23 protein-coding genes are annotated in these 24,963 nt (G+C 66.7%); 10 read left to right on the top strand and 13 right to left on the bottom strand.

Translation table 11 applies throughout. The features are described 5' to 3' along the window. The coding region (locus ACH2AT_RS01205; protein ID WP_394962845.1) for a glutamate--tRNA ligase family protein at positions 1-1,018 on the top strand (1,018 nt) is incomplete at its 5' end. 78 nt (positions 1,019-1,096) lie between these two features. On the opposite strand, the gene ACH2AT_RS01210 is transcribed toward ACH2AT_RS01205, so the two are convergent. Beyond that, positions 1,097-2,467: an MATE family efflux transporter gene (locus ACH2AT_RS01210; protein WP_394962847.1), complete on the bottom strand. Its 1,371-nt coding sequence runs from the start codon at positions 2,465-2,467 to the stop codon at positions 1,097-1,099. A 245-nt stretch (positions 2,468-2,712) separates the two neighbouring features. Between ACH2AT_RS01210 and ACH2AT_RS01215 the strand changes: the two genes are divergently transcribed. After that, positions 2,713-4,482 carry a M20/M25/M40 family metallo-hydrolase gene (locus tag ACH2AT_RS01215; protein ID WP_394962849.1) on the top strand — a complete coding sequence of 590 codons (1,770 nt, stop codon included), beginning with the start codon at positions 2,713-2,715 and terminating at the stop codon, positions 4,480-4,482. A 130-nt stretch (positions 4,483-4,612) separates the two neighbouring features. Here ACH2AT_RS01215 and ACH2AT_RS01220 read toward each other — a convergent pair whose 3' ends face one another. Genes ACH2AT_RS01220 through ACH2AT_RS01245 form a run of 6 tightly spaced genes read right to left on the bottom strand, consistent with a single transcriptional unit; the run spans position 4,613 to position 8,582 of the window. Beyond that, positions 4,613-5,176: a DUF5662 family protein gene (locus ACH2AT_RS01220; protein WP_394962851.1), complete on the bottom strand. Its 564-nt coding sequence runs from the start codon at positions 5,174-5,176 to the stop codon at positions 4,613-4,615. After that, on the bottom strand, positions 5,173-5,766 hold the full coding sequence (gene pyrE, locus ACH2AT_RS01225; protein WP_394962853.1) for an orotate phosphoribosyltransferase: 594 nt from the start codon (positions 5,764-5,766) through the stop codon (positions 5,173-5,175). The genes ACH2AT_RS01220 and pyrE overlap by 4 nt, the downstream gene beginning before the upstream one ends. Before the next feature lie 27 nt (positions 5,767-5,793). Then, a complete protein-coding gene (locus ACH2AT_RS01230) occupies positions 5,794-6,702 on the bottom strand; it encodes a dihydroorotate dehydrogenase (RefSeq protein WP_394962855.1) in 909 nt (302 codons plus the stop codon). After that, complete coding sequence (locus tag ACH2AT_RS01235; protein WP_394962857.1) at positions 6,699-7,463, bottom strand: dihydroorotate dehydrogenase electron transfer subunit; 765 nt, start codon at positions 7,461-7,463, stop codon at positions 6,699-6,701. Before ACH2AT_RS01235 ends, ACH2AT_RS01230 begins: the two co-directional genes overlap by 4 nt. Then, positions 7,444-8,313, bottom strand: coding sequence for an orotidine-5'-phosphate decarboxylase (gene pyrF / locus ACH2AT_RS01240; protein ID WP_394962969.1), 870 nt, complete (start codon positions 8,311-8,313; stop codon positions 7,444-7,446). The genes ACH2AT_RS01235 and pyrF overlap by 20 nt, the downstream gene beginning before the upstream one ends. A gap of 59 nt (positions 8,314-8,372) precedes the next feature. Continuing rightward, the gene (locus tag ACH2AT_RS01245; RefSeq protein WP_394962859.1) at positions 8,373-8,582 is read right to left on the bottom strand and encodes a hypothetical protein; all 210 of its coding nucleotides are present in this window, start codon (positions 8,580-8,582) and stop codon (positions 8,373-8,375) included. Between the two features lie 318 nt (positions 8,583-8,900). Between ACH2AT_RS01245 and ACH2AT_RS01250 the strand changes: the two genes are divergently transcribed. The 4 genes from ACH2AT_RS01250 to ACH2AT_RS01265 all read left to right on the top strand — a co-directional run bounded on the left by ACH2AT_RS01250 (position 8,901) and on the right by ACH2AT_RS01265 (position 13,179). Further along, complete coding sequence (locus tag ACH2AT_RS01250; protein WP_394962861.1) at positions 8,901-9,779, top strand: L,D-transpeptidase; 879 nt, start codon at positions 8,901-8,903, stop codon at positions 9,777-9,779. A 255-nt stretch (positions 9,780-10,034) separates the two neighbouring features. Further along, positions 10,035-11,201, top strand: coding sequence for an efflux RND transporter periplasmic adaptor subunit (locus ACH2AT_RS01255; protein WP_394962863.1), 1,167 nt, complete (start codon positions 10,035-10,037; stop codon positions 11,199-11,201). Then, positions 11,198-11,911, top strand: coding sequence for an ABC transporter ATP-binding protein (locus ACH2AT_RS01260; protein WP_394962865.1), 714 nt, complete (start codon positions 11,198-11,200; stop codon positions 11,909-11,911). Before ACH2AT_RS01255 ends, ACH2AT_RS01260 begins: the two co-directional genes overlap by 4 nt. After that, a complete protein-coding gene (locus ACH2AT_RS01265) occupies positions 11,908-13,179 on the top strand; it encodes an ABC transporter permease (RefSeq protein WP_394962867.1) in 1,272 nt (423 codons plus the stop codon). Before ACH2AT_RS01260 ends, ACH2AT_RS01265 begins: the two co-directional genes overlap by 4 nt. Positions 13,180-13,500: 321 nt before the next feature. Here the strand turns inward: ACH2AT_RS01265 and ACH2AT_RS01270 are convergent, their stop codons facing one another. Continuing rightward, complete coding sequence (locus ACH2AT_RS01270; RefSeq protein ID WP_394962869.1) at positions 13,501-14,013, bottom strand: flavin reductase family protein; 513 nt, start codon at positions 14,011-14,013, stop codon at positions 13,501-13,503. Between the two features lie 6 nt (positions 14,014-14,019). Further along, on the bottom strand, positions 14,020-14,472 hold the full coding sequence (locus ACH2AT_RS01275; protein WP_394962871.1) for a CBS domain-containing protein: 453 nt from the start codon (positions 14,470-14,472) through the stop codon (positions 14,020-14,022). A gap of 232 nt (positions 14,473-14,704) precedes the next feature. Between ACH2AT_RS01275 and ACH2AT_RS01280 the strand changes: the two genes are divergently transcribed. The 3 genes from ACH2AT_RS01280 to ACH2AT_RS01290 are packed head-to-tail and all read left to right on the top strand — an operon-like array spanning position 14,705 to position 18,378. Next, positions 14,705-16,255, top strand: coding sequence for an ABC transporter substrate-binding protein (locus ACH2AT_RS01280; RefSeq protein WP_394962873.1), 1,551 nt, complete (start codon positions 14,705-14,707; stop codon positions 16,253-16,255). Positions 16,256-16,275: 20 nt separating this feature from the next. After that, positions 16,276-16,629 (top strand): Asp23/Gls24 family envelope stress response protein, encoded by a 354-nt coding sequence (locus ACH2AT_RS01285; protein WP_394962875.1) that lies wholly within the window; start codon positions 16,276-16,278, stop codon positions 16,627-16,629. A 60-nt stretch (positions 16,630-16,689) separates the two neighbouring features. Then, on the top strand, positions 16,690-18,378 hold the full coding sequence (locus tag ACH2AT_RS01290; RefSeq protein WP_394962877.1) for a DAK2 domain-containing protein: 1,689 nt from the start codon (positions 16,690-16,692) through the stop codon (positions 18,376-18,378). A gap of 58 nt (positions 18,379-18,436) precedes the next feature. Here the strand turns inward: ACH2AT_RS01290 and ACH2AT_RS01295 are convergent, their stop codons facing one another. The 4 genes from ACH2AT_RS01295 to ACH2AT_RS01310 form a co-directional block, all read right to left on the bottom strand. Continuing rightward, positions 18,437-18,958 carry an RNA polymerase sigma factor gene (locus ACH2AT_RS01295; protein WP_394962879.1) on the bottom strand — a complete coding sequence of 174 codons (522 nt, stop codon included), beginning with the start codon at positions 18,956-18,958 and terminating at the stop codon, positions 18,437-18,439. A gap of 149 nt (positions 18,959-19,107) precedes the next feature. Further along, positions 19,108-19,653: a hypothetical protein gene (locus tag ACH2AT_RS01300; protein WP_394962881.1), complete on the bottom strand. Its 546-nt coding sequence runs from the start codon at positions 19,651-19,653 to the stop codon at positions 19,108-19,110. Positions 19,654-19,675: 22 nt separating this feature from the next. Continuing rightward, positions 19,676-20,809: a hypothetical protein gene (locus ACH2AT_RS01305; RefSeq protein WP_394962883.1), complete on the bottom strand. Its 1,134-nt coding sequence runs from the start codon at positions 20,807-20,809 to the stop codon at positions 19,676-19,678. A 133-nt stretch (positions 20,810-20,942) separates the two neighbouring features. Beyond that, positions 20,943-22,688 carry an RNA polymerase sigma factor gene (locus tag ACH2AT_RS01310; RefSeq protein WP_394962885.1) on the bottom strand — a complete coding sequence of 582 codons (1,746 nt, stop codon included), beginning with the start codon at positions 22,686-22,688 and terminating at the stop codon, positions 20,943-20,945. Between the two features lie 148 nt (positions 22,689-22,836). Between ACH2AT_RS01310 and recG the strand changes: the two genes are divergently transcribed. Then, positions 22,837-24,879 carry an ATP-dependent DNA helicase RecG gene (recG, locus tag ACH2AT_RS01315; RefSeq protein WP_394962887.1) on the top strand — a complete coding sequence of 681 codons (2,043 nt, stop codon included), beginning with the start codon at positions 22,837-22,839 and terminating at the stop codon, positions 24,877-24,879. The last annotated feature ends 84 nt before the right edge of the window (positions 24,880-24,963 follow it).

The raw sequence follows: 24,963 nt of genomic DNA on the forward strand, positions 1-24,963 counted from the left end.
CATCGAGGGCATCACCCACAGCATGTGCAGCCTGGAATTCGAGAACCACCGTCCCCTCTACGAGTGGGTCATCGACAACCTGCACCTGGGGCCCTTCCCCATCCAGCGGGAGTTCGCGCGGCTGAACGTCTCCAACACGGTGATGAGCAAGCGCTACCTGCGGGAGCTGGTGGAAAAGGGCATCGTGGACGGCTGGGACGACCCCCGCATGCCCACCCTGTGCGGCCTGCGCCGCCGGGGCTACACCCCCTCCAGCATCTTCGAGTTCGTGAAGAAGGCGGGCGTTTCCAAGGTCTACAGCCTGGTGGACTGCCGCCTGCTGGAGCACTGCCTGCGCACCGAGCTGGAGCTGACCGCCCCCCGGCGCATGGCGGTGACCGACCCCATCCGGCTGACCATCACCAACTACCCCGCCGGCAAGGTGGAGTATTTCGACATCCCCAACAACCCCAACAAGGCCGCCGGCGATGATTCCACCCGCAAGGTGGCCTTCTCGGGCGAACTGTACATCGAGCGCAGCGACTTTGCCCAGGTGCCCCCGCCCAAGTTCCAGCGCCTCAAGCCGGGCGGCGAAGTGCGCCTGATGGGCGCTTATATCGTGAAGTGCGACGAGGTCGTTCTGGACGAAACGGGCGAAGTGGCCGAGCTGCGCTGCACCGCCGACCTTGAAACCGGCAACGGCATGCCCGCCGACGGCCGCAAGGTCAAGGGCACCATCCACTGGGTCAGCGCCGCCCACGCGGTGGACGCCCAGGTACGCCTTTACGACAAGCTGTTCACCCAGGAGAACATGGGCGATCTGCCCGAGGGCGCCGACTACAAGGACTACCTGAACCCCGAGAGCGTGAAGGCGCTGCCCGGCGCGAAACTCGAGGCCGCGCTGGCCGGCGCGAAGGCGGGCGACACCTTCCAGTTCGTGCGCATGGGCTACTTCACCGCCGACTCCAGGAACCCGGGCGTCTTCAACCGGGCGGTGACCCTGAAAGACAGCTTCTCCAAAACCCTGGAGCAGAAATAAATTTTTCACGCGGAAAGGCCCCGGCGCTGGTGCGCCGGGGCCTTGCTTTTTTGCGCTTTGCCGCCGCCCTTTGTTTTCTCAGGCGGGCTGTTCGCCCACCGCCGCCTCCTTGGTGCGGATGCACCGGCGCAGCCAGCCGCCCTGGAGGTAGTAGGCCAGGAAGAACAGGCTGGTGAGGGACCAGCTGACGGGGTAGCAGGCCAGCGCGCCGATGAGGGTGGGCCAGACGGCGGCCACCACGGTGAGCACCCAGAGGATGCGGGTGACGCACACGCCGATGCTGGTCATGATCATGGGGATGAGGGAGTCGCCCGCGCCGCGCACCGCGCCGCTGAGGATCTCGATGAGCACATAGGTGGGCCAGAAGGGCGCCACATAGCGCAGGATCTCCACGCCCTGCCGGATGACCGGCGCGTCCTGCACGAAGAGGCGGAACAAAACGCTGCCGAAAACCAGGGCGACGGCCATCAGCGCGCCGGTGGCGATGAAGGCCATCAGAACGCACTGGCGCACCCCCTTCTTTACCCGGCCGTACTCGCCCGCGCCGAAGTTCTGCCCCACGAAGGTGGTGATGGACAGGCCGAAGGAGTTCATGGTCATCCAGAAGATGCTGTCGATCTTGCCGTAGGCGGTGTAGGCGGCCACCACGTCGGTGCCGAAGCTGTTGATGGAGGCCTGCACCACGCTGTTGGACAAAGAGTACATCACCGACTGCAGCCCCGCGGGCAGGCCGATGCGCACGATCTTTTCCACCATGTCCTTGTCCAGCCGCAGATAGGCGGGCACGAAGCGGTAGCAGGCGGTGGTGTGGGAAAGGCTCATCACCGTCATGCCCGCCGCCACGCACTGGCTGGCCACCGTGGCCAGCGCCGCGCCGGCCACGCCCATGCCCAGCAGGGCCACCAGCACCACGTCCAGCACGATGTTGGTGAGGCTGGCGCAGATGAGGAAGTAGAGCGGGCGTTTGGAGTCGCCCACCGCCCGCAGGATGCCGGTGCCCATGTTGTAAATGAGGCTGGGCACCATGCCCAGAAAACAGATGCGCAGATAGAGCACCGCGTCCTCCATCACGTCCGCCGGGGTGTTCATGACCGAAAGGGCCCAGCGGCTGGCGGCAAGGCCGAGCAGCATGATGCCCACGCCGCCCAGCAGAGCCATGGCCATGGCGGTGTGCACCGCCCGCTGCACCTCTGCGCCCTTTCTTGCGCCGTAGTACTGGCTGATGACCACCGACGCGCCGCTGGCCACGCCCACGAAGAAGCCCACCAGCAGGTTCTGCACCACCGCCGTGGTGCCCACCGCCGCCAGGGCCCCCTTGCCCACAAAGTTGCCCACGATCACCGCGTCGGCGGTGTTGTAGAGCTGCTGGAAAAACGTCCCGAACCAGATGGGGAAGAAGAACAGCAGGATCTGCTTCCAGATGACCCCTCCGGTGATGTTGTTGTTCATTGCCCACCCTCCAAAATCAAGAAAAGCGGCGGCCTTTGGCGCATCCTGCGCACGAAAGGCCTCCACTGCATTATCACGATACTTCAGCCGCCCGCGTTTGTCAATAGGGGCGCGGGCCCGCCGGGAAAATTTTGCGGCGGCGGGCAAAGGGGGTGGCCCGCCGGCTTTTGATATGTTATACTGAATCTATATGGACATCACAGGGCGCGGCCCGTTTTGCGCGCCCTTCGAGGAGGCATTTCATTATGAGTTTTGTGTGGTTGCTGTGGGGCCTGTGCGCCCTTGCGCTGCTGGTGCTGGCGCTCGTCGCCGCGGCGGCGGTGCGCGCGGCGCGGATGAAGCCCACCGGCGCGGTGAAGGCGCAGTTCCCCGAGGCGGACATGGCCCGGGCGCAGAAATACGCCGAGGGCCTTGCGGGCCTTGTGCGCTGCGAGACGGTGTCCTTCCGGGGGCAGACGGACCGGCGCAAGTTCGCCGCCTTTCACAAGGTGCTGCGGCGCACCTTCCCCAAGCTGCACCGCACCGCCGAGATCATTGAGCTGGACAAAAGCCTGCTCTACAAAATCGCCGGCACCGCCCCCGGCCACAAGCCCCCCATCCTGCTGATGAGCCACCAGGACGTGGTGGCCGCCGAGGGCGAGTGGCCCCACGAGCCCTTCTCCGGCGACATTGCCGACGGCGCGGTGTGGGGCCGCGGCACGGTGGACACCAAAGGCAGCCTTTACTGCATCATGCAGGCGGTGGAAGAGCTGCTGGCAACCGGCTGGAAGCCGGAGTGCGACGTGTACATTGCCTCCAGCTGCACCGAGGAGTGGAGCGGCGACGGCGCCCCCGCCACCGCCGCCTGGCTCAAGGAGCACGGCGTGCACCTGGGCCTGCTGCTGGACGAGGGCGGCATGATCATGGAAGGCCCCATGGCCGGGGTGCGCGGGCGCTACGGCATGGTAGGCGTGGTGGAAAAAGGCTACGCCGACGTGAAGCTGGTGGCCAAGGACGACGGCGGCCACGCCAGCGCCCCGGGCCGCAACACCGCCCTGGTGCGGCTGGCAAAGCTGATGTGCCGGGTGGAAAAGCGCAACCCCTTCCGCGCGCGCTTTTCACCCACGCTGCGGGAGATGTTCCGCCGCATGGCCCCCAACATGAAGTTCGGCATGCGGCTGGTGCTGGGCAACCTGTGGCTGTTTGAGCCGCTTTTGTGCTTTGTGCTGCCCCGGGTGAACCACCTGGCGGGCGCGATGATGCGCACCACCTGCGCCTTCACCACCGCCAAAGGCTCCGACGGGCTGAACGTTCTGCCCCAGGAGGCCTATGTCACCGCCAACATGCGCTGCATCCCCCACCAGCCCACCGGCGAGAGCATCGCCATTCTGGAAAAGCTGGCGAAGAAGTACGGCGTGGAGGCCCAGGTCATCTATCAGGACGCGGTGCCCCCCGTGGCGGACTATCACGCCGCCCCCTTCAAGCTGCTGGAAGAGACGATGGCCAAGGTCTACCCCGGCTACGGCGTCTGCCCCTACATCATGACCGGCGGCACCGACGCCCGCTTTTATAAGGAAGTCACCGACAACGCCCTGCGCTTTGCCCCGCTGGAGATCAACCACCAGCAGCACGCCAGCATCCACGCCGCGGCGGAAAACCTGTCGGTGCTGGCGCTGCCCCCCGCGGTGGACTTCTACAAGCAGCTGCTGGAGAGCTACTGCACCCTGGAGGAGGGCCGCCGCCCCGCCGCCAAAAAACCCGCCGCCCGGCGCGCCGCCAAAAAGACCGCGCCGGCCAGCGCCCCCAAGGCTGCCGCACCGGAAACCCCCGCCGCCCCGGCGGAGAAGGCCCCGGCGAAAAAGCCGGCCGCCAAAAAGCCCGCGGCCAAAAAGCCCGCGGCCAAAAAGCCCGCCGCGAAGAAGGCCGCGCCGAAATCGGCTGCTGAAACTCCCGCCGAGCCTGCCCCCGCCGAGGGGACAAGCCCCGCCGAGGCCCCGGCCGCGCAGGCCGAAGCTGCGGAACCGGCCACCGTCTGAGCGCGGCGGCTGTCAAACCGACAAAACAAGACCCGGGACCCCAACGAGCGTTGACCGCTCAACGGGGTCCCGGGCCTTTTTGTTTTGAACCGTATGCCCTATGCCGGGCAGCGTTTCCGCCCTCAAAAAATCAGCGGTGCAGTATCTCCCGGCGGATGATGGCAAAGGCCTTGTCTTCCCCTTCGTTGCGCACCAGAAGCAGCATCTTTTCCAGCAGGGCGCGGGTGTTCGGGTGGAGGATGTAGTGGTCCCGCCCGTGCTGGTAGTACTCCCAGGCGGAGGAATCGGTGTAGGCCTCTTTCAGGTACACCCGGCTGGCGGCCAGCCGGTCGCAGAGCATCTCCGCCACATACTTCACCGGCATCTCGTTGCCGATGAGGCTGCCGGTGCCCGCCGGGTCGTAGTCGATCCAGTATTCCAGATGGTGGCGGTTGCGGCCCTTGTGGTGCAGCCAGGCGGTGCTGCAGCCCTCGGCGCGGCGCTGGGCGTCGTTGGGGCTGCGGTCGCCCTGAAAGTACTTCACGCCCGGCCAGAATTCCGCCGGGCTGTACTTCGAAAGGTCGTGGCAGAGCCCCTGGCGCACAAGGCCCAGCCGCCGGCAGTAGCCCAGCACCAGCCACTTGTGATAGGTGATGGTGGCCAGGTGCCCCCAGAACCTGCCAAGGGGGCCCCGCCGCTTCGCTTCGTCTCTCACAGGGTCTGCCTGGCCTGCTCTTTCATCTTGCGGCTGCCCAGATGCACCAGGGGCAGCCTGCCCTCGGCGCAGATGGGGCACTCCTCCGGCAGGTAGCTGGGCAGGTCCAGCTTGGCGGCGCTGGCCACGATGGGGATGGGGCTGGGGGCGTCCGCCTTGGTGCGGTCCACCACGCAGGCAATGCCCAGGCACACGCCGCCGGCCTCTTCGATGGCCCGCTTGGTCTCCAGGCTGGAGATGCCGGTGGTCACCACGTCCTCGGCGATGATGCACTTTTCGCCGGGCTTGATGGAAAAGCGCTTGAGGGTCATCACATTGTCCACCCGCTCGGTGAAGATGGCCCGCTTGCCCAGCTGGCGGCCCAGCTCGTAGGCGTAGACGATGCCGCCCATGGCGGGGCCCACCACCACGTCCACGTCCAGCTCTTTCAGCTTTTCCGCCACCGGGGCCATCACCTGGGCGCACTTGCCGGGATACTGCTGCAGGTAGGCCATCTGGCAGTAGGCGCTGGAATGGCGGCCGCTGCTCAAAAGAAAATGGCCTTCCAGAAAGGCCTCGCACTCTTTCAGAATCTCCACTGCGTTGCTCATGTTCGTCGCTCCTTTGGTTCGTTGTGTTCACATCCGGGCGCAGCCGCGGATCTCGTCGAGGGTTTTCACCCCGTGGCGGTCCATCCACTGGCCGATCTCGGCGGTGATGCGCCCGCAGGCCCGGGGGTCCATGAAACTGGCGGTGCCCACCTGCACGGCGGCGGCGCCGGCCATGATGAATTCCAGCGCGTCGGCGCCGGTGGTGATGCCGCCGAGGCCGATGACCGGCACGCCCGCCGCGCCCACCGCCTGCCACACCATGCGCAGGGCGATGGGCTTGACGGCGGGGCCGCTGAGGCCGGCGAAGATGTTGTTGAACACCGGCTTGCGGCGCTCGATGTCGATGGCGCAGGCCTGGAAGGTGTTCACAAGGCTCAGCGCGTCCGCCCCGGCCTTTACGCAGGCTTCGGCCATGCGGGCGATGTCTTCGGCCTGGGGGCTGAGTTTCACCACCAGGGGCTTTTTGCACACCGCCTTCACCCGGCCCACCACCTCTTTGGCGCTGGCCGGCTGGATGCCGCAGGCGATGCCGCCCTGCTTGACGTTGGGGCAGCTGATGTTCAGCTCGATGAAGTCCACGGCGGTCTCGCTGAGCAGCCGCGCGCCTTCCTCGTAGTCCTCGATGCAGCCGCCGCCGAGATTGGCGAACACCGCGGTGCCCAGCGCCAGCATCCGGGGCAGCTCCTCGGCGATGAAGTGGCGCACGCCGGGGTTCTGCAGGCCGATGGAGTTGATGAGGCCCGCCGGCGTCTCATACAGGCGCTCGCCCTCGTTGCCGTACCTGCCGTTCAGGGTGAGGCCCTTGGAGCAGATGCCGCCCAGAACGCGCAGGTCATACATGCCGGCGTATTCCTCGCCGTAGCCGAAGGTGCCCGAGGCCGCGATGACCGGCCCGGCCAGCCGCCTGCCCAGAAGATCCACATGCAGATCGCTCACTGGCCGAACACCTCCTTCGCATCGAACACCGGCCCGTGCTTGCACACGCTCCTGGCCCCTTTGGTGGTGTGGCAGGTGCAGCCGAGGCACGCCCCCACGCCGCAGGCCATCTTCTTTTCAAGGCAGACCAGGCACTTCACGCCCGCCGCGCCGCACTTGGCGGCCACCGCCTTCATCATGGGCTCGGGGCCGCAGCAGAGCACCAGGTCGTATTCCTCCGGGTGGAGGATGCCGGTGACCAGGCCGTGGTAGCCCACCTTGCCGCTGTCGGTGGCGACGTGCACCCGGCCGCACAGGGGCGCAAAGCGCTCGAGGCCGTAGGGCTCGTCCCGAAAGCCGGTGTAGAGGTGGGGCTTTTTGCCGGCGGCGGCCAGCTCCTTCACCAGCTGGTAGAGGGGCGCGGTGCCGATGCCGCCGCCCACCACCGCGATCCTGCCCGCGGCGGCGGCCGCGTCGAAGCCGTTGCCGGACGGGCCGGTGAGCAGCAGGGTGTCGCCGGGCTCAAGCGCCGCCAGCATGCGGGTGCCCTGGCCCCGCACCTCATAGAGGAATTCCAGCGTGCCGGCAGCTTCGTCCCAGCTGTGGACGCTGATGGGGCGGCTCAAAAGGGGGGCCGCCGTGTCCGGCCAGCAGCGCAGCATGAAGAACTGCCCGGCATGGGGGGCTTTGTCCGCCCGGGGCCAGGCCGCCGCCAGCAGGCGGATGCCCGGCGCGACCTGGCTGTGGGCCAGGACCTTCGCCTCACAGGCTGTTGCAGGCATGGGCAATGGCCTCCTTCATCGCGACGCACTCGCTGCGGGCCGCCTCGTCGAAGGCCGTGCCGGGCTGCTTTTTGTAGGCCAGCAGCACCGCGCGGCTGGAGTTCACCACGCCGCCGTTGCCGTGCCTGTCGAGATAGCGGGCGATGTCGTCGGCGGTGCCGCCCTGGGCGCCGTAGCCGGGGATGAGGAAGAAGCTGTCTTCATAGCGGGCGCGGATCTGGGCCGCCTCCTCGATGTGGGTGCCGCCGATGACCAGGCCCAGGCTGGAATAGCCCTTCTCGCCCATGCACTCGAGCCCCAGCTCGTGGAGCTTGTCGCCCACCATGTCGTAGACGTGGCGGCCGTCGGCCAGCTTTTCGTACTCAAAGTCCTTCGCGCCGGGGTTGGAGGTGCGCACCAGCACGAACAGGCCCTTGCCCGCGGCGGTGACGTAGGGCAGGTAGGGGCGGATGGAGTCGAGGCCCATGTAGGGGGCCAGGGTGATGAAGTCGGCCTCAAAATCCCCCTCGAAGTGGGCCTTGGCGTACATCTCGGCGGTCTTGGCGATGTCGCCCCGCTTGATGTCCGCGATGACCGGCATGCCGGCGGCCTTCACATAGTCCAGGGTCTCCTTGTAGGCGCGGATGCCGTCCAGGCCCAGGCTCTCGTAGTAGGCGATCTGCACCTTGAAGCAGCCGGCCACGTCCCTGGTGGCGTCCACAACGGCCTTGTTGAACCGCACGATGTTCTCGCCGGCGGTCAGCTCCGCTTTGGCAAAGCCCTCCGGCAGGTAGGAAAAGTCGGTGTCCAGCCCCACGCACACCGGGCCGCGGGCGGCCACCGCCTCGTACAGCTTGTCCATGTTGGTCATCATAACGCTTCCGCTCCTTTTAAGAATTGTATTAGAAAAATAAATTATAACTATTTGTATTACCGCTTCCAGGTGACCCTGCCGCCCTTGAGGGTGAGGTCCACCCGGCCGAACAGCCGCGCGCCGTGGTATTCGCACAGGTGCAGGCTGCGCACCGTTTCAAGGTTTTCGGCCAGCCGGCAGCCCCAGGGGGAGATGTCCATGTCCTCGGCGCGGCTCATGATGACAAGGCCCCGCTGGGCGGCGATGAGGCCGTTTTGCAGCAGCATGCGCAAGCTCGCTCCTTTCCACATCCCGCGGCCGCGGAAAGCCGGGATTTTGGGTAAAAAAAACTTTTCCCCCGAAAAGGAAAAGTCAAAGAAAAAGCACGGAAAAAACACGGGCCCGCAAACCAAAAAGCCAATGCTGTGCAAATCGGTGGGTCATCGCGCGCCGGCCCCTTTCTGTGCGTCTTAAACCATCTAATGTTAGCATACTTTTTACTGTGCGTCAAGCCTGCCCGGCGCCGCCCCTTGCGCCGGGCGGCGCTTTGCGCTACACTGGGAACAGCGCCCGGCGTTTCGGGCGCGGAGAGGAGCTTTTTTGTGATGAAACGACTGCTTTTGCTGTTTGCCTGCCTTTTGATGCTGGCGGGGTGCGCCGGCCAGCCGGCGGCGCCCTCCCTGCCCGCCGCCACGCCCGAGCCCACCGCCGTGCCCGAACCCACCGCCACGCCGGACCCGGAGGCCGCCTGGGCCGAGGCCGCCGCGGCCTTTCGGGAATGGCTGCCTGCCCAGCCGGGCTTTGAAAACTTCTCCTTCGCGGTGCAGGAGGGCTTTCCCTACCTCATCTGCGTGAACCGGGCGGCCAGCTGCGTGACGGTGTATGCCGACGACGGCGCGGGCAGCTACTCGGCGCCCTACATGGCCATGGTATGCAGCGGCGGCGAGGACACCCCCATCGGCAGCTTTTCCACCCCGGTGAACTACGACTGGCGGCTGCTCTCCGGCCCCTGCTACGGCCAGTACGCCACCCGCATCGACGGGCCCTATCTCTTCCACAGTGTGCCCTACTACACCCAGCACAAGGACGATCTGGAATACGACCAGTTCAACCAGCTGGGCACCCCCGCCTCGCTGGGGTGCATCCGGCTGGCGGTGGCGGACGTGCGCTGGATCTACGAAAACTGCCCCATCGGCACGCCGGTGGTCATCTATGACGACGCGGAGAACCCCGGCCCCATGGGCAAGCCGGAAACGCTGTACATCGACCCGGCGGACGAGACCCTGCGGGGCTGGGACCCCACCGACCCCGACCCGGCCAACCCCTGGGACGACAGCTATCTGGACGGCACCGCCATCCGCAGCCGGGCGGCGGCCGCCGACTGGGAGGCTTTTAAGAACAGCGAGGCCTTCACCCAGAACCTGACCCCCACCGACCTGCAGGGCTGGAGCCACGACAGCTCCATCGAGGGCACCCGGGGGTAAGCACGGCAGCGAAGGGCCGCCGGCCCGCACAAAACCAAACAGCCCGCAGGGCCCGGAAAAACCGGGCCCTGCTTTTTTTGCAAAAAAATCCGCTCTCCCTTGAAGAAAGCGCCGGCCGCGGCTCGTCTTTTCGTTCAGAAACAGAAAACGCCCGGCGAAAACAGTGAACGGTTTGCCCGCTGGCGACGAACAAGAAGAAAAGGGCGGCTGTTTTTCTGCCCGGCGTTTTGAAAAACAAAGAGGAGTGGATGAGGGATGAGCAGGATCATATCATTTTTGGGCCGGCATAAAAAGGCGCTGATCGCGCTGGCAGTGCTGGCGGCGGCGGGCGCGTTCGGCTGGGTGCGGATGAGCCGCGCGGCTCAGGCCGCGCAAAAGGCGGCGGCCCAGCAGGTGCAGACCTTCACGCTGGAAAAGGGCGACCTGCGCCGGACTTTGAGCGTGAGCGGGAGCATCCAGTCCGCCCGGGTGACCGAGGTGGCCGCGGCCCAGACCTACCCGGTGGCCGAGGTGCTGGTGAGCGAGGGCGACGTGGTGGCCGAGGGCGATGTGCTCGCCACGCTGGACACCACCGACCTGGACGCCCAGATCAAGGCCCAGCAGGAGGCGGTGGCCGCGGAACAGCGCCAGAACGAGCTGAGCGTTTCCCAGGCCCAGCGCCGCCTTGAGGACGCGCGCAACCAGAAGGCCATCGACGAAGAGGCCACCGCCGACTGGGACCAGGCCGAGCGGGACGCAAAACTCCGGCAGGACAGTCTGGCCATCGAGGACGCCCAGGATGTGCTGGTGAACGCGGTGACGGCGGCGGACGCCCCCAGCGCGGCGGCGCAGCAGCTGGGGACCCTGCAAAACGCCAAAAAGCAGTGCACCGTCACCGCCCCCTGCTCCGGCACCGTCACCCAGGTGAAGGCCGTGACGGGCGGCGCGGCGGGCGCCATCGCCACCATCGAGGACCAGAGCGCGCTGGAGGCGCTGCTCACCGTGCGGGAATACGACATCAACCAGCTGGCGGTGGGCCAGAGCGTGACCCTCACCTCCGGCGCGAAGGATGTGTTCCACGGGGCCGTCGCCTGGATCGCCCCCAAGGCCTCCGTGAACGAAAACGGCGAGGCCTGCTATGAGGTGAAGGTCTCGGTGGACGACGCCACCGGGGCGCTGCGGCTGGGCATGACCGCCAAGGCCAAAGTGCTGCTGGAAGAAAAAAAGGGCGTGTTCAGCGTGCCGCTGGACGCGGTGGGCGTGGACGAAAACGGCGCGCCGGTGGTCTACCAGAAAACCACCGACGCAGAGGGCAACGTGACCTTCGTCCCCGTCCCGGTGACCACCGGCATGGAGACCGACCTGTCGGTGGAGGTGAGCGGCGAGGGCCTGACCGAGGGCATGGAGCTGCGCAGCCTGGCCGACCCGGAGGCGATGCAATGAGCGGCGAAAAGCAGCCCATCATCCGGCTGAGGGGCATCGTGAAGAAATTTTACATCGGCCAGCCCAACGAGCTGGAGATCCTGCACGGCATCGACCTGGACGTGAATGAGGGCGAGTTCGTGGCGATCGTGGGCGAGTCCGGCAGCGGCAAGTCCACCCTGATGAACATCGTGGGCGCGCTGGACAAACCCACCCAGGGCAGCTACCTGCTGGACGGCATCGACATGACCGCCGCGAAGGACGGCGAGCTCTCCGCCCTGCGCTGCCGCAAGATCGGGTTCGTGTTCCAGACCTTCAACCTCATCGGCCGCACCAGCGCGCTGAAAAACGTGGAGCTGCCCATGCTGTACAACGGGGTGGGCGCGGCAAAGCGCACCGCCCGGGCCAAGGAGCTGCTGGAACTGGTGGGCATGGAAAAGCGGATGGACCACCAGCCCAACGAGCTTTCCGGCGGGCAGAAGCAGCGGGTGGCCATTGCCCGGGCAATGGCCAACGACCCGGCGGTGCTGCTGGCGGACGAGCCCACCGGCGCGCTGGATTCCGCCACCGGCCGGGTGGTGATGGACCTGTTCCACAAGCTGCACAAAGAGCAGGGCAAGACCATCCTGCTCATCACCCACTCCCGGGAGCTGGCCGCCGAGTGCGAGCGCATCATCACCATCCGGGACGGGCGCATCACCGGCGAAGCGAAAGGGGGCCGGGCGCAGTGATCTGGGAAAACATCAAGCTGGCCCTGGGCGGGCTGCGCAGCAACAAGATGCGGGCGCTGCTCACCATGCTGGGCATCATCATCGGCATCGGCTCGGTCATCGCCATCGTCACCGTGGGCAACTCCCTCACCAGTTCGGTGAGCGAGAGCCTGGTGGCCATGGGCGGGAACAATCTGCAGCTGAGCGTGGACCCCCGCCCGGACGAAAACGGCGACTACCTCGGCAGCTACGGTTACATGGAAAGCGACCTGCTCAACGATGAGATGCTGCAGGCGTATCAGGAGCGCTTTGCCCGGCAGATCAAAGCCGTGGTGCTCACCGAGAGCTGGGGCGCGGGCCGTATCCAGCAGGGGGCAAACACCGCGAAGGTGAACATCACCGGCGTGAACCAGGGCTACTTCGACGCGGGCAAGTGCGAACTGGTGGCGGGTCGCGCCCTGAACGAAACGGACCAGGAAGGCGCGCGGCAGGTGGCGCTGGTGAGCGACCTGCTGGTGGAGAACCTGTTCGGCGGCGACGCGCAGGCCGCTCTGGGCCAGACCGTCGAGGTGACGGGCCCCGACGGCGGGGTAAATGAGTTTGCCATCGTGGGCGTTTACGCCTACCAGATCATGGGCCCGCTGCTGGGCGGCGGCACGGTGAACAAAAACACCACCACCGACCTGTATCTGCCCCTCGCCACGGTGCACGAGATGGAGGGCATCGCCTCCGGCGGCTATTTCTGGTGCGAGGTGGCGCCCGCCGCCGGCGTGGACGCGGACGCTTTTCAATCCCGCAGCGAGCAGTTTTTCGAGGAACGCTTTTACAAAAACAACGAGCAGTTCCAGGTCACCGTGTACAACCTGCAAAGCGAGATGAGCTCCATCACCAGCGTGCTGGGCACCATCTCCCTGGCGATCGGGGTGATCGCGGGCATCAGCCTGCTGGTGGGCGGCATCGGCGTGATGAACATCATGCTGGTGAGCATCACCGAGCGCACCCGGGAGATCGGCATCCGCAAGGCCCTGGGCGCTTCCAACGGAGCCGTCCGCACCCAGTTCATCGTGGAGTCGGTGGTCATCTGCCTGGTGGGCGGCGCGCTGGGCATTCTGGCGGGCTTTGGCCTGGGCAGCCTGGGCGCTTCCCTCATCGGCGCGCCCGCCCGGGCAGACCTGGGCACGGTGCTGGCGGCGGTGGGCTTCTCCATGGGCATCGGCGTGTTCTTCGGCTATTACCCGGCCAACAAGGCCGCCAAGCTGGACCCCATCGAGGCGCTGCGCTACGAATGAGGGGGCCGGCGGGCCTCAGCCCGCCAGTTCCTCCATCGCCTCGCGGGCGGTGTCGGCGCTGAACAAAAAGGCTCCGCTGAGGGTGTAAACTTCCACGTGGCCGCCCACATAGCGAATTTCGTACTCCATATTCCATTGCCCGCCTTTCTGCGTTTTGGCTGTTTGCGGGGCTTCACCGCCCCGCCTCATGCTACCAGTATAGACGAACATGGGTACGATAATCAGGATTTTGAACGCCGGCGGGAAATTTTTCCGCCGAATGAAACAGGGGCCGCCCCCGGCGTTTGCGGGGGCGGCCCTTTTCGTTTTGGGTCCGGCGGCTCACTCGGTCTTTTGATAAACCGCCTCGATCTCGGCCACATACATGGTGTGGTAGTCCTTTTCCGGGTACCAGCGCCCGTCTGCGTCGCAGCCGGGGGCGAAGCCCGCCGGGTCCAGCCTCTGGGTATAGAGGGTGCGGCAGACCAGCACCGTCCGGGCCTGGGTGAAGGCGGGCGCGCCGTCAAAATCGCACACCTCAAAGCCCGCCTTCGCGATCTTGTCCTCGTTTCGTCCGCTCACCCGGCCCAGATAGGCCAGGTCCTGCCGGTGCTCCTCGCCGTAAAAGCTCAGGGTGAAGCGCCCGGCGGCGTCCACGAACTCCTTGGTGAAGCGCTGGGGCCGCAGGAACACAAAGGCCACGTCCTTGCCCCACATCACCCCCATGCCGCCCCAGCTGGCGGTCATGGTGTTCACCCTGCCCTCTTTTTCGGCGCTCACCAGCATCCACTGGCGGCCGATCATGGCAAAGGGCTCGGCGTGCAGTTCACTCAGTTCGATCTTTTCAAAGGACATCTCTCATCACACTCTGCTTTCTGTCTGAAACTTGCGGGGGGCCGGGCGGCCCTTGCCGCCGCCCCGGTAGCGGTCGTAGCAATACTGGATGATGGCGCCCCGCTTGACGATGCCGATGAAGCTGCGCTTGTCGTCCAGCACGGGCACAAAGTTCTGGCTCATGGCGGCGGCCACCAGTTCGTCCATCTGGGTGTTCACCGTCACCGGCAGATAGTCCCGCTTGCGGGGGATGGCCTTGATGGGGATCTCCTCCGCGTTCTCGATGCGCAGCCCCTGGTTCTTGATGGCCCACAGCAGGTCGCCCTCGGTCATGGTGCCCACATACTCCCCCCTGCGGTTGAGCATGGGGATGGAGGAATAGCGGTGATATTCCATTTTTTCCAGAGCCTGCCGCAGTGTGAAATCGTCGTACAAAAATGCCACGTCCTGTTTGGGTGTGAGGAAAAACAGGATGTTCACGCGCAAGACCTCTTTTCTGAAGCGCGGGGCGCTTCGTCATTCTTTTGTTACCTTTATTATACCACGGCGGGGCTCGCCGAGTGTGAAGAACTTGTTAAACCCGGCTCACAAAAGTGCGGCAAATTTTTTGGACCTGCGGTGCAAAACGGGCCGTTCCCCTTTTAAAATATCCGTTTCTATGGTAGAATAGAACACGATTATCCCACTTTGTGAGCCGAAAGGAGGCCGCATTTTGCCCTTTGCAAAACGAGCCGCCGCGCTGGCGCTGGCGGCCTGCCTTTTTCTGACCGGGTGCGGCGCGCGGCCCGAGGCCGATCCCGCCCCCGCGCCCAGCCCCACCCCCGCGCCCGCCGGCGCCGCCGCGGACCGGCTGGTGCTGGGCTACACCCCCGGCGACGGGTTCAACCCCTTCCTCACCGGCTCCACCCTGGTGCGCCAGAACGCGGGGCTTCTGTTTGAAAAGCTGGTGGAGATCGGGCCGGACATGTCCATCGTCTACCGGCTGGCCAGCAGCATCGACGTGCTGGACCTGCAGGCGGTCATCCACATCCGGGGCGGCGCCACCTTTGCCGACGGCGCCCCCGTCACCGCCGAGGACGCCGCCGCCAGCATCGAGGCCGCCCGCACCAGCCCCCTCTACAGCGGCCAGCTGGCCAACGTGACCAGGGTGGAGGTGAGCGACGGGGCGGTGGTGGTGACCCTGGCCCAGCCGGACTCGCTGTTCAGCTATCTGTGCGACATCCCGGTGCTGAAGGCCTCGGAGGTCGCCGCCGCGAACCCCACCTCCAGCGGGCGCTATGTCTACAGCGATGGCGCGCTGGAGGCGAACCCCCGCTGCCTTTTCGCCGAGGACGGCCAGCCGGAAACGATCGGCCTTGCCGAGGTGAGCAGCTACAACGAGATGGTCTCGGGCCTCACGGTGGGCACGCTGAACCTCTACCAGACCAGCGAGCTGAACGATTCGCCCTCCGGCGTTGCCAGCTCCCTGAGCTATTACCGCACCAACAACCTCATCTTCCTGGGGGTGAACGCCGACGCGGCCCAGGGCAGCGCCATGCTCGCGCCCCTGCTGGGCACCGCCGCCGGGCGCGGGCTGCTCAGCCAGGTCATCGACCGGCGCATCCTGGCGGAAAAGGGCTACTACTCCCGGGCCTACCCCGCCACCGGGGCCATCAACAGCTTCTACCCCTGCGTGCTGGCCCAGCAGGTCATCCTGCCGGAGGCCCAGCTGGACGAGGCGGCGGCCCGGGCGGCGCTGGCGGCGCTGGGCTACGCCGAAAACGCCATGGACGGCTTTTTCTACACCGCCGGCGGCCAGAAGTTGACGGTGCGGCTTCTGGTCTACAGCGGCAACACCTACAAGCGCTACGCCGCCAGCCTTTTGGCGGACCAGCTGGAGGCGGTAGGCGTTGCGGTGACGCTGGAGCAGACCGACGATTTTGAAGTTTTCCGCGAAAAAGTGCTTTTAGGCGATTTTGACCTGTACATCGGCGAGGTCAAGTTGTATAATAATATGGATATGAGCCCGTTTATGGAGGGCGGCGGCGCCAGCGCCGGCATCCTGCAGAGCGAAACGCTCGCCGCGGCCTACAGCGCCTTCCGCAGCAACATGAGCGCGGCGGCCGCCTACGAAGCGGCCTTTGCCGCCGAGATGCCCTTTGTGCCCCTTCTGTGGCGCAACGGCACCGTGGTGCACACCCGCAGCATCCAGGGGCTCACATCCTCCATCAGCAATGTGTTCTATTCCCTGGGGCAGCTTCAGTTTGTCTCCGCAGACTCTTAACCGAACAGGAGGTTGTTTCTATGATCACCTTGCAAAACCCGCTGGGCACCATCAGCATGAACGCCGACTACTTCGCCGAACTGGTCAGCCTGGCGGCCCGCAGCTGCTACGGCGTGGCCGGCATGGCCACCGGCGGCGCCCACGACGACTTCAAAAGCCTGTTCTTCGGCAGCGATTTCCCCGAGAAGGGCGTGCGGGTGACCCAAAGCGACGGCAGGCTCACCATCGAGCTGCACATCAAGGTGGGCTACGGGCTGAACATCGCCACCATCGTGCAGAGCATCACCCACAAGGTCAAACACGAGGTGGAAAACGCCACCGGCCTGAAGGTGGAGCGCATCGAGGTCTCTGTTGACGACATCGTGGCCGACTGACGGCCCTTCCCGCCGCCCGTGGAGGGCGGGACCCATAACTTTGACGTTGAGGTGTACTGTATGATTACTGGTCGTATCCTGCGTGACGCCATCCTCTCCGGCGCCAACAACATTTCCAACCAGCGCTCCCGTGTGGACGAGCTGAACGTCTTCCCCGTGCCGGACGGCGACACCGGCACCAACATGAGCATGACCGTGGGCGCAGCCCGCGCCGAGCTGGAAGCCATGGGCGACGACTGCACCGTGGGCGAGGCCGCCAAGGCCGCCGCCGGCGCGATGCTTCGGGGCGCCCGGGGCAACTCCGGCGTTATCACCAGCCTTTTGTTCCGGGGCTTTGCCAAAGCGCTGGACGGCAAAAAGGCCGCCGACGCCGCCGACGTGGTGTCCGCCCTGCACAAGGGCGTGGAAGCCGCCTACAAGGCCGTGATGAAACCCACCGAGGGCACCATGCTCACGGTGGCCCGCATCGCCAGCGAAGAGGCCGCCGCCTCCGGCATCGCCGACGTGGTGGAGCTGTGGAAACTGGTGATGAGCGCCGGCCAGCGCGCGCTGGACAACACCCCCAACCAGCTGCCGGTGCTGAAAAAGGCCGGCGTGGTGGACGCGGGCGGCCAGGGCCTGATGGTCATCTTCGAGGGCATGCAGATCGTGTTCGAGGGCGGGGCGCCCGTGCAGTGCGAGGAAGCGGCCCAGAACAAGGCAAAGCTCTCCACCGCCGGCGCCGGCAAGGGCGTGTTCACCGACGACCTGATGAAGGTGGAGGACATCAAGAACGGCTACTGCACCCAGTTTTTGGTGAACAAGGACGAGGGCGCCAGCATTGCAAAACTGCGGGCCTTCCTGGAGTCCAACGGCGACAGCGTTGTGGTGATCGAGGACGACGACGTGGCCAACTGCCACGTGCACACCGCCGACCCGGGCAAGATTTTGTCCGAGGCCATCCGCTACGGCTACCTCACCGGCTTCAAGATCGAGAACATGCACGAGCAGTTCCTGGCCCGCCAGAAGCAGGGCAAGGGCCTGGAGAAGCAGAAGGCCGCCGAACAGGCGCCCGCCGCCGCTTACCCTTACGCCGCGGTGGACCCCGAGCGCGCCTTCGGCTTTGTGGCCGTGGCCGCCGGCGAGGGCCTGGCCTCCGTGTTCACGGACCTGGGCGTGGACGCCGTGGTCAGCGGCGGCCAGACCATGAACCCCGCCACCGAGGACATCCTGGCCGCGGTGCAGAGCGTGCCCGCCGGCACCGTGTTCGTGCTGCCCAACAACAAGAACATCATCATGGCCGCCGAGCAGGCCCAGAAGATCGCCGACCGCAAGGTGGTGGTGCTGCCCACCCGCACCATCCCCCAGGGCATCACCGCCATGCTCAGCTTCGACCCGGACGCCGACGCCGACGCGAACTCCATCGCCATGATGGAGGCCGCCGGCCGGGTGAGCACCGGCCTTGTGACCTTCGCCGCCCGCAACAGCGACTTTGACGGCCACAAGATCAAGAAGGGCGACATCATGGCCATGGAGAACGGCAAGATCGTGAACATCGGCACCGACATCTCCAAGATGACCTACCGCCTGGCCCGCAGCATGGTGAAGAAGGACACCAGCTTCATCACCCTCATCAGCGGCTGCGACGTGAGCGAGGAAGAAGCTCAGCGCACCCTGGAACTGGTGCAGGCCAAGGTGGGCGACAGCGTGGAGGTCACCCTCATCAACGGCGGCCAGCCGGTCTACTACTACATGATCGGCGTGGAATAAGCCCGTAAAACATCCAAAGGCGGCAGGCACGGAATGTGCCTGCCGCCTTTTTGTTTTGTTATTCCCTGGCAATGCGCTCCAGCCGGCTGCGCAGTTTTTTCAGCCCCCGGTAGCCGCACTTGCGGGTCTGCTCGTAGGGCAGGCGCAGGGCGCGGGCGATCTCGGCGTAGCTCATCCGCCGCACACAGCGAAGCCAGACGATGGTGCGCTCCTTTTCCGCCAGCTCGCCCAGCAGCCATTCCTCCAGCGAGACCTCCCCCTCCCGCTCTGCCCCGCCGCCGCTGCGCGCCGCAGCCTGGCGCGCCCGCTCCCAGTTTTGGTTCTTGCGGTAAAGGTCCAGGGCGCGGCGGTCGGCGATGGCGGCAAGATAGCTTTTCACGCTGCCCTTCTCGGGGGAAAACCGCTTCCATTGCAGGCAGAAATCGGCCAGCGCCTCATAAACGCACTCCCAGGCGTCTTCCGGGTCCTGCAGGCGGCGGGAGCACACGCCCCACAAAAGATAGCGGTACTGCTCCACCAGCGCCGCCGCCCCGTTTTCCGGGTCGGCGCGGAACAGCTCCAGCAATTCCTCGTCCCTCATCCGCGCACCCCTTTCAGCCCACAGCAGGCCGCTTTATAACTGGATTCGCCGAAAAGGTGCGGATGGGGACAAAATTTTCCTTTTTTGTCAGTTTTTTGATCAAAAAAACGAAGGCCCGGCCTTTTTCAAAAGGCCGGGCCCGCGTTGTTTCAATACCAGTGGAAGGTCCCCTCGCCGGTGTTGGCGGTGGTGCCGCTGACGTAGTTCAGGTGGATGAGCACCTCCCGCCCGTCGTCGCTGTAATAGACGGCGCTGCCGTCGCCGTTGCGGTGGCGCAGCTGCCAGCGGGCGTTGGAATCGTCGAAGATGATGTTGGGCAGCGTGCCACGGCCTCCCCCGGCCGCATCCTCCGCCCCGCCCCGGAAGGCGGGCGCGGAGGAGCCGCCGAAGAACAGAGGCCGGATGATGACGCTCCAGCCGATCAGCGCCACCGGCACCGCGAACGCCAGGCCGATGACGATGCCGATGGCCGCGCCCAGCATTTCGGGCTTGAATTTGAACAGCAGCCAGATCGCCCCGTGGCCGGCCACCATGAGGGCAATGGCCTTGCCGCCGCTCTCTTTGGCCAGGCCCCGGCCCGCCGTCCAGAGAACGCCCGCCGCCGTGAACACCACGGCAAAGGCGGGGAAGTCGTGGGCGGAATCCACCATCAGGCCCAAAAAGGTGAGGAAATAGGGAACGATGAGAGAGACCATATATACCCGGACCCCCTTTTCTTCAGCCGAACAGGCCGAAAAAGCCCTTCTTTTTGGGCGCGCCGGGCAGCGGGGCGCCGCTCTGCAGCGCCTCGACGTCCTTCATAAAGAGCGCGCAGCTCTGGGGCGCGGGGGCGGCGCCGGCGGGATACTCTCCGGCCAGGTCCGGCAGCTGGCCCGCCTTCAGCTGGGCCTCCATGGCCTTGCCGTAGCGCCGGAGGTACTGCTGGTATTGCTGGCGGTAGTCGGCAAAATCGTTGGGGTACTCCGCTTTCTGCTCGGCGGTGAGGGTGCCGTTCAGCTCGGCGGCCCTGTCCAGATGCCACTTGGCGGCGGCCAGCATTTTGCCGGATTTGGAAAAATCCACCGCGTCAAGGCACAGCGCGGCCCGGAAGTACTCCGCCATGGCCTTGTAGCCCGCGGCCTCCATCAGGGCGCAGCCCCGCACGGCCGCCGCCAGCCACACCCCCTGGCCGGCCCTGTCGTCCCGGCCCGCCTCGAAGGCCCTGGCCACAGAGGCATAGGTGGAAAAGGCGTTGCCGCTGACTCGGAAGCTCCTGGTCTCGCCGCCCAGCGCCAGGGCGTACATCATGTCGAAGGCGCGGCCATAGCCCTGCCAGTCGGCATCGTTCATCATGCCCGGGTGGGCCGCGCCGATGGCCTCGCCCAGCAGGATGACCTTGGTGTAGAGGGTCATGGCCTGGCCGTTGGCTCGCCCGAAGGAGCGGGCGTTGAGGGTGCCGGCGGCGTCGCCCCGCAGCCTGTCGGCCTGGATCTTGCAGACGTTGGCCAGCAGGGTGCCGGCCTCGATGTTGCCCAGCTGGTACCCCTTTTCCAGCGCCGGGGCGGCCTGGGCATAATCGCCCAGCAGCATATAGGCGCTGCCAAGCCGGTTCCAGGCAAGGGCGTCCTCCGGCTCGATGCGCAGGTAGCGCTGGGCGCTGCGGGCGGCGGCGTTGTAGTCCTCCCGCACGTTCTCGCCCATGAAGTAAAAATAGGCCATGGCCAGCCCCGCCGCGTCGGCGTCCTCTTTTTCCAGCGTCTTCGTCAGTCGGAAGGCCTCTTCGCTTTTGCCCGCGTCGATGAGCTTTTCAATGGCCTGCACCATCTCCCGGCGCTGTTCCGGGGGCATTTTTTCCTTTTTGCCAAACAGCATGGTATCTCTCCTCCTGTTGTTTTCCAAAGCGCAAAGCGTTTTGCTTTTTAAATAATTCGCCCGCGCGGTGCAAAAGGGGACAAAAAAGCCGCCCTCCGCGCAAAAATGCGCGGAGGGCGGCAGCCGATGCGGCTCAGGGCAGATGCACGGTCAGTTCCACCGGCCAGGCCCACTTCCAGGTGATGCGGCCCTGCATGCCGGGCGCGAGGTGGCAGCCCTGTTTCACGGCGTCGGGGGAGACCTGCAGCCCCAGCCCCGCCCAGGCCCCGCTTTCGTCCGGCAGGGTGACGCAGCTGGACCACGGGCCGTTCGCGGTGGGTTCGGGCAGGCCGTCGGTCCCGGCCTCCAGCCAGACGCCCGCCAGGGCCAGGTCCTCCCGCCGGGGGGCCGCGTCAAAGGTGATGTAGAAAGCCTCCGCCCCCGGCTCCGGCTCAGCGGCGGCCAGGCGGCCCGGCTGGCGGCTCACATGGGCGGTGAGGCTGCCGCCGGGCGCTTCCAGCACAAGGCCGTCCCCCTCGGGCAGGGGCAGGACGAACGTTTCGGGCAGCGGCGCGCTCAAAAGCAGATAGGGCAGCGAGAGGGTGTACTCCCCGGCGGGCAGGCTGCCGAACTCCCAGCGGGAATAGAGGGAGGTGCCGTAGGGGTTGAAGCCCGCCGGCGTGCCCTCGTGCACCGAGCCGTCCGCCCCGGTGAGGGTGACCGCGCCGGGGGCCGGGTCCATAAAGGAGCTGAGGACCATCCAGGGCTCCACCGAGAAGGCCTCGCCGTTCAGGGGGTAAAGTTCCACCGCGCCCCCCTGCCCGCTTCGGGACGGGATGGCCAGCACCCCGCCCAGCTCGCCCAGGGCGTAGGCGTATTCCTCCGGCGAAGCCTCGCTGGCGGCGGCAAGGGTGAAGGGGATCTCCAGCCCGCCGCAGCAGAGCACGGCCTCCACCGGCCCCTTCCCCTCTTCCGGCGCGGGCAGGCCGGTGAACACCAGCTCCATCGCCAGGCAGTCTTTGGTGGAGCGGGCCGCGTCGGTGACGACCGTGCCATACATCTCCTCCTGTTCGCCCCAGCGCAGGGTCAGGTCTCCCACGAGGCTGGTCTGCCAGAGGACGGTGTACTCGCCGCCGTCGGGCAGGGTGACCACCCGGTCCGCCGCGTCGGGGCCCTTTTCCAGCCGCACGTCCAGCACAAGGCCCTCCTGCCACCAGAGGGCGTCCTCGATCCGCAGGGCCGCCATGCGGCCCTCCCCTTCGGCGGGGGCGGCCAGGGTGTGGAAGGGCGCGTCGGCCCGGGTGTTCACGCCGTAGCCGGGCAGCACCCCGAAGTAGCGCAGCAGCAGGTAGCCGCAGGCCGCCAGCAGGGCCGCCAGGGCCAGCACCAGGCCGGTGAGCAGCAGTTTGCGCAGCTTGGCAAGGCTGCGCTGCTGGCGCTTTTTCACCGTTTCATAGGGCTCGTCCAGCGCCCGGGCGATCTGGCGCACCGTGAGCCCCGCGGCCCGCATGCGCAGAAGGGCCGCCTCTTCCTTTGGCAGGCGGGCCAGGGCGTTTTCCACGTCCAGCCGTTCGTCCGGGTCGGGGGCCCCGGCGGCGGGCAGGGCCTCGGGCAGCGGGTCCGCCTGCCGCCGGAGCAACGCGCGGCGGCGGTCGGCGGCGCGGCGCGCCGCCAGGGTGCACAGCCAGTTTTTCAGCGAGCCTTTGGCGGCGTCGAACCGGGCGCGCTGGAAATAGAATTGCGCGAACACGTCGTTGACGCACTCCCGCACATCCTCCTCGTTGGAGAGGCGGCGGGCCGCCGCGGCGCGCACCGCCCCGCCGTACCGCTCCATCAGGGCGGCAAGGCCCGCTTCCGGGTCCTGTTCCAGCAATTCCAGCAGCCGTTCGTCCGCGCTCATCCCGTCGCCGCCCCCTTTTGTTCCGCTTATGAAAGAATTATAGCATATGCCGCCGCACCGGAACAGGCCGGGCGGGATTTTTTCGACCCCCTGCGGGCAGGAATTTATGCTATAATAAACAAAAGGATGGGAAAGGGGGCCATGGGCCATGCGGGCGGACACACCGGTGCAGTACCTCAAGGGCGTGGGCCCCAAGACCGCCGAGAAGTTCGCAAGGCTGGGGGTAGCCACGGTGGAGGACCTGCTGGGGCTTTATCCCCGGCGGTATGTGGACTATTCAAACCCCGCCCCGGTGGCCGCCGCCCCCTTCGACGCCGACACGGTGGTGAAGGCGGCGGTGTATTCCAAGCGGGGCGCGGTGCGCCTGCCCGGCGGGCGCACCATGGTGCAGGTGCTGGCGGGGGACGACAGCGCCGCGCTGACCCTGACCTGGTTCAACACCCACTTCGCGGCGGACAGCCTGCGGGTGGGGGAGGAATACTTTTTTGAGGGCCGGGTGCGGGGCACCCTGACGCGGCGGGAGATGGCGAACCCCACGGTGCGCACCCCCGCCCAGGTGGAAAAAACGCCGCTGGCGGCGGTGTATCCCCAGACGGAGGGCCTTGGCAGCGGGCAGATCGCCCGCTGCGTGGCCCGGGCGCTGGAGGAGGCCCAGCCGCTGGAGGAGTTCCTGCCGCCGGACTTTCTGACCCGCTTCAAGCTGCCGGGGCGCTGGCAGGCCGTGCGGGACATCCACCGCCCCGCTTCCATGGCCGCCGCCCAGGCGGCCCGGCGGCGGCTGGTGTTCGACGAGCTGTTCACCCTGCAATTGGGCCTGGGGCTTCTGCGCAGCCGGGGCGCGGCGAAGGCTGGCGCGGTGATGAAACCCGCCGACCTTGGCCCCTTCTGGTCGAGCCTGCCCTTTGCCCCCACCGGGGCCCAGCGGCGGGCGGCGGGGGAGATCTGCGGCGACATGGCAAAGGCCGCCCCCATGAACCGGCTTTTGCAGGGGGACGTGGGCAGCGGAAAGACGCTGGTGGCGGCGGCGGCGGTGTTCACCGCTTACAAAAACGGCTGGCAGAGCGCCCTGATGGCCCCCACCGAGATCCTGGCCGCCCAGCACGCCGAGACCTTCCACCGGCTGCTTTCCCCCTTCGGGGTGCGGGTGGCGCTCGTCACCGGCGGCATGAAGGCGGCGGCGCGCCGCGCCGCGCTGGCGGCCATCGCGGCGGGGGAGGCCGGCCTTGTGGTGGGCACCCACGCGGTCATCGGCGAGGGGGTGCAGTTCAAGGCGCTGGGCCTTGCGGTGGTGGACGAACAGCACCGCTTCGGCGTGCGCCAGCGGGGCCTGCTGGCGGGCAAGGCCGCCCAGCCCCATGTGCTGGTGATGAGCGCCACCCCCATCCCCCGCACGCTGGCGCTGCTTGTTTACGGCGACCTGGACATCTCGGTGCTGGACGAACTGCCCCCCGGGCGCAAGGCCGTGAAGACCTACGCCGTGGGCGGCGAAAAGCGCAGGGCCATGTACGGCTTTCTGGAAAAGCAGATCGCCGCCGGGCGGCAGGTGTACATCGTCTGCCCGCTGGTGGAGGAGAGCGGCGCGGAAAGCGCCGGGGACCTGGCGGCGGTGACCACCTATTACACCGAGGTGGCCAAGGCCCTGCTGCCGGGTCGGCGGGTGGGGCTGATGCACGGGCGGCTGAAGGCGAAGGAGAAGGCCGCCGTGATGGAGGACTTCAAGGCCGGCAGGCTGGACGCCCTTGTCTCCACCACCGTCATCGAGGTGGGGGTGGACGTGCCCAATGCCACCGTGATGGTAATTGAAAACGCCGAGCGCTACGGCCTGTCGGCCCTGCACCAGCTGCGGGGCCGGGTGGGCCGGGGGGCGGCGGAAAGCTTCTGCATCCTGGTGAGCGACCACGGCGGCGAGGCCGTGCGGGACCGGCTGCGTTTCCTCTGCTCCACCCAGGACGGCTTCGCCATTGCGAAATACGACCTGGAGCACCGGGGCCCCGGCGACTTTTTCGGGGACCGGCAGCACGGCCTGCCCACCCTGCGGCTGGCCAGCCTCACCACCGACACCCGCACCCTGGCGGCGGCCCACGCCAGCGCCGCCGGGCTGCTGAAGGCGGACCCCGCCCTCACCGCCCCGGAACACCGGGCGCTGGCGGGGCAGGTGCGGCGCCTCTTCGGGCGCACCACCTTCAACTGAACCTGCGTGTTTTCCGCAAAAGGCCCGGACGGGGTTTTCCCCCGTCCGGGCCTTTCGTTATGATGAGGCGGCAAAGGCGGCCTT

Source organism: Candidatus Allofournierella excrementigallinarum (genome assembly GCF_944388085.1).
GTDB lineage: Bacteria > Bacillota > Clostridia > Oscillospirales > Ruminococcaceae > Allofournierella_A > Allofournierella_A excrementigallinarum.

Bases quoted from the DNA above. Each gene is read 5' to 3' on its own strand.
- ACH2AT_RS01210 (WP_394962847.1), bottom strand. From the start codon at position 2,467: ATGAACAACAACATCACCGGAGGGGTCATCTGGAAGCAGATCCTGCTG.
- ACH2AT_RS01215 (WP_394962849.1), top strand. From the start codon at position 2,713: ATGAGTTTTGTGTGGTTGCTGTGGGGCCTGTGCGCCCTTGCGCTGCTG.
- pyrE (WP_394962853.1), bottom strand. From the start codon at position 5,766: ATGAGCAACGCAGTGGAGATTCTGAAAGAGTGCGAGGCCTTTCTGGAA.
- ACH2AT_RS01235 (WP_394962857.1), bottom strand. From the start codon at position 7,463: ATGCCTGCAACAGCCTGTGAGGCGAAGGTCCTGGCCCACAGCCAGGTC.
- pyrF (WP_394962969.1), bottom strand. From the start codon at position 8,313: ATGACCAACATGGACAAGCTGTACGAGGCGGTGGCCGCCCGCGGCCCG.
- ACH2AT_RS01245 (WP_394962859.1), bottom strand. From the start codon at position 8,582: ATGCTGCTGCAAAACGGCCTCATCGCCGCCCAGCGGGGCCTTGTCATC.
- ACH2AT_RS01250 (WP_394962861.1), top strand. From the start codon at position 8,901: ATGAAACGACTGCTTTTGCTGTTTGCCTGCCTTTTGATGCTGGCGGGG.
- ACH2AT_RS01255 (WP_394962863.1), top strand. From the start codon at position 10,035: ATGAGCAGGATCATATCATTTTTGGGCCGGCATAAAAAGGCGCTGATC.
- ACH2AT_RS01260 (WP_394962865.1), top strand. From the start codon at position 11,198: ATGAGCGGCGAAAAGCAGCCCATCATCCGGCTGAGGGGCATCGTGAAG.
- ACH2AT_RS01270 (WP_394962869.1), bottom strand. From the start codon at position 14,013: ATGTCCTTTGAAAAGATCGAACTGAGTGAACTGCACGCCGAGCCCTTT.
- ACH2AT_RS01285 (WP_394962875.1), top strand. From the start codon at position 16,276: ATGATCACCTTGCAAAACCCGCTGGGCACCATCAGCATGAACGCCGAC.
- ACH2AT_RS01290 (WP_394962877.1), top strand. From the start codon at position 16,690: ATGATTACTGGTCGTATCCTGCGTGACGCCATCCTCTCCGGCGCCAAC.
- ACH2AT_RS01295 (WP_394962879.1), bottom strand. From the start codon at position 18,958: ATGAGGGACGAGGAATTGCTGGAGCTGTTCCGCGCCGACCCGGAAAAC.
- ACH2AT_RS01300 (WP_394962881.1), bottom strand. From the start codon at position 19,653: ATGGTCTCTCTCATCGTTCCCTATTTCCTCACCTTTTTGGGCCTGATG.
- ACH2AT_RS01305 (WP_394962883.1), bottom strand. From the start codon at position 20,809: ATGCTGTTTGGCAAAAAGGAAAAAATGCCCCCGGAACAGCGCCGGGAG.
- ACH2AT_RS01310 (WP_394962885.1), bottom strand. From the start codon at position 22,688: ATGAGCGCGGACGAACGGCTGCTGGAATTGCTGGAACAGGACCCGGAA.
- recG (WP_394962887.1), top strand. From the start codon at position 22,837: ATGCGGGCGGACACACCGGTGCAGTACCTCAAGGGCGTGGGCCCCAAG.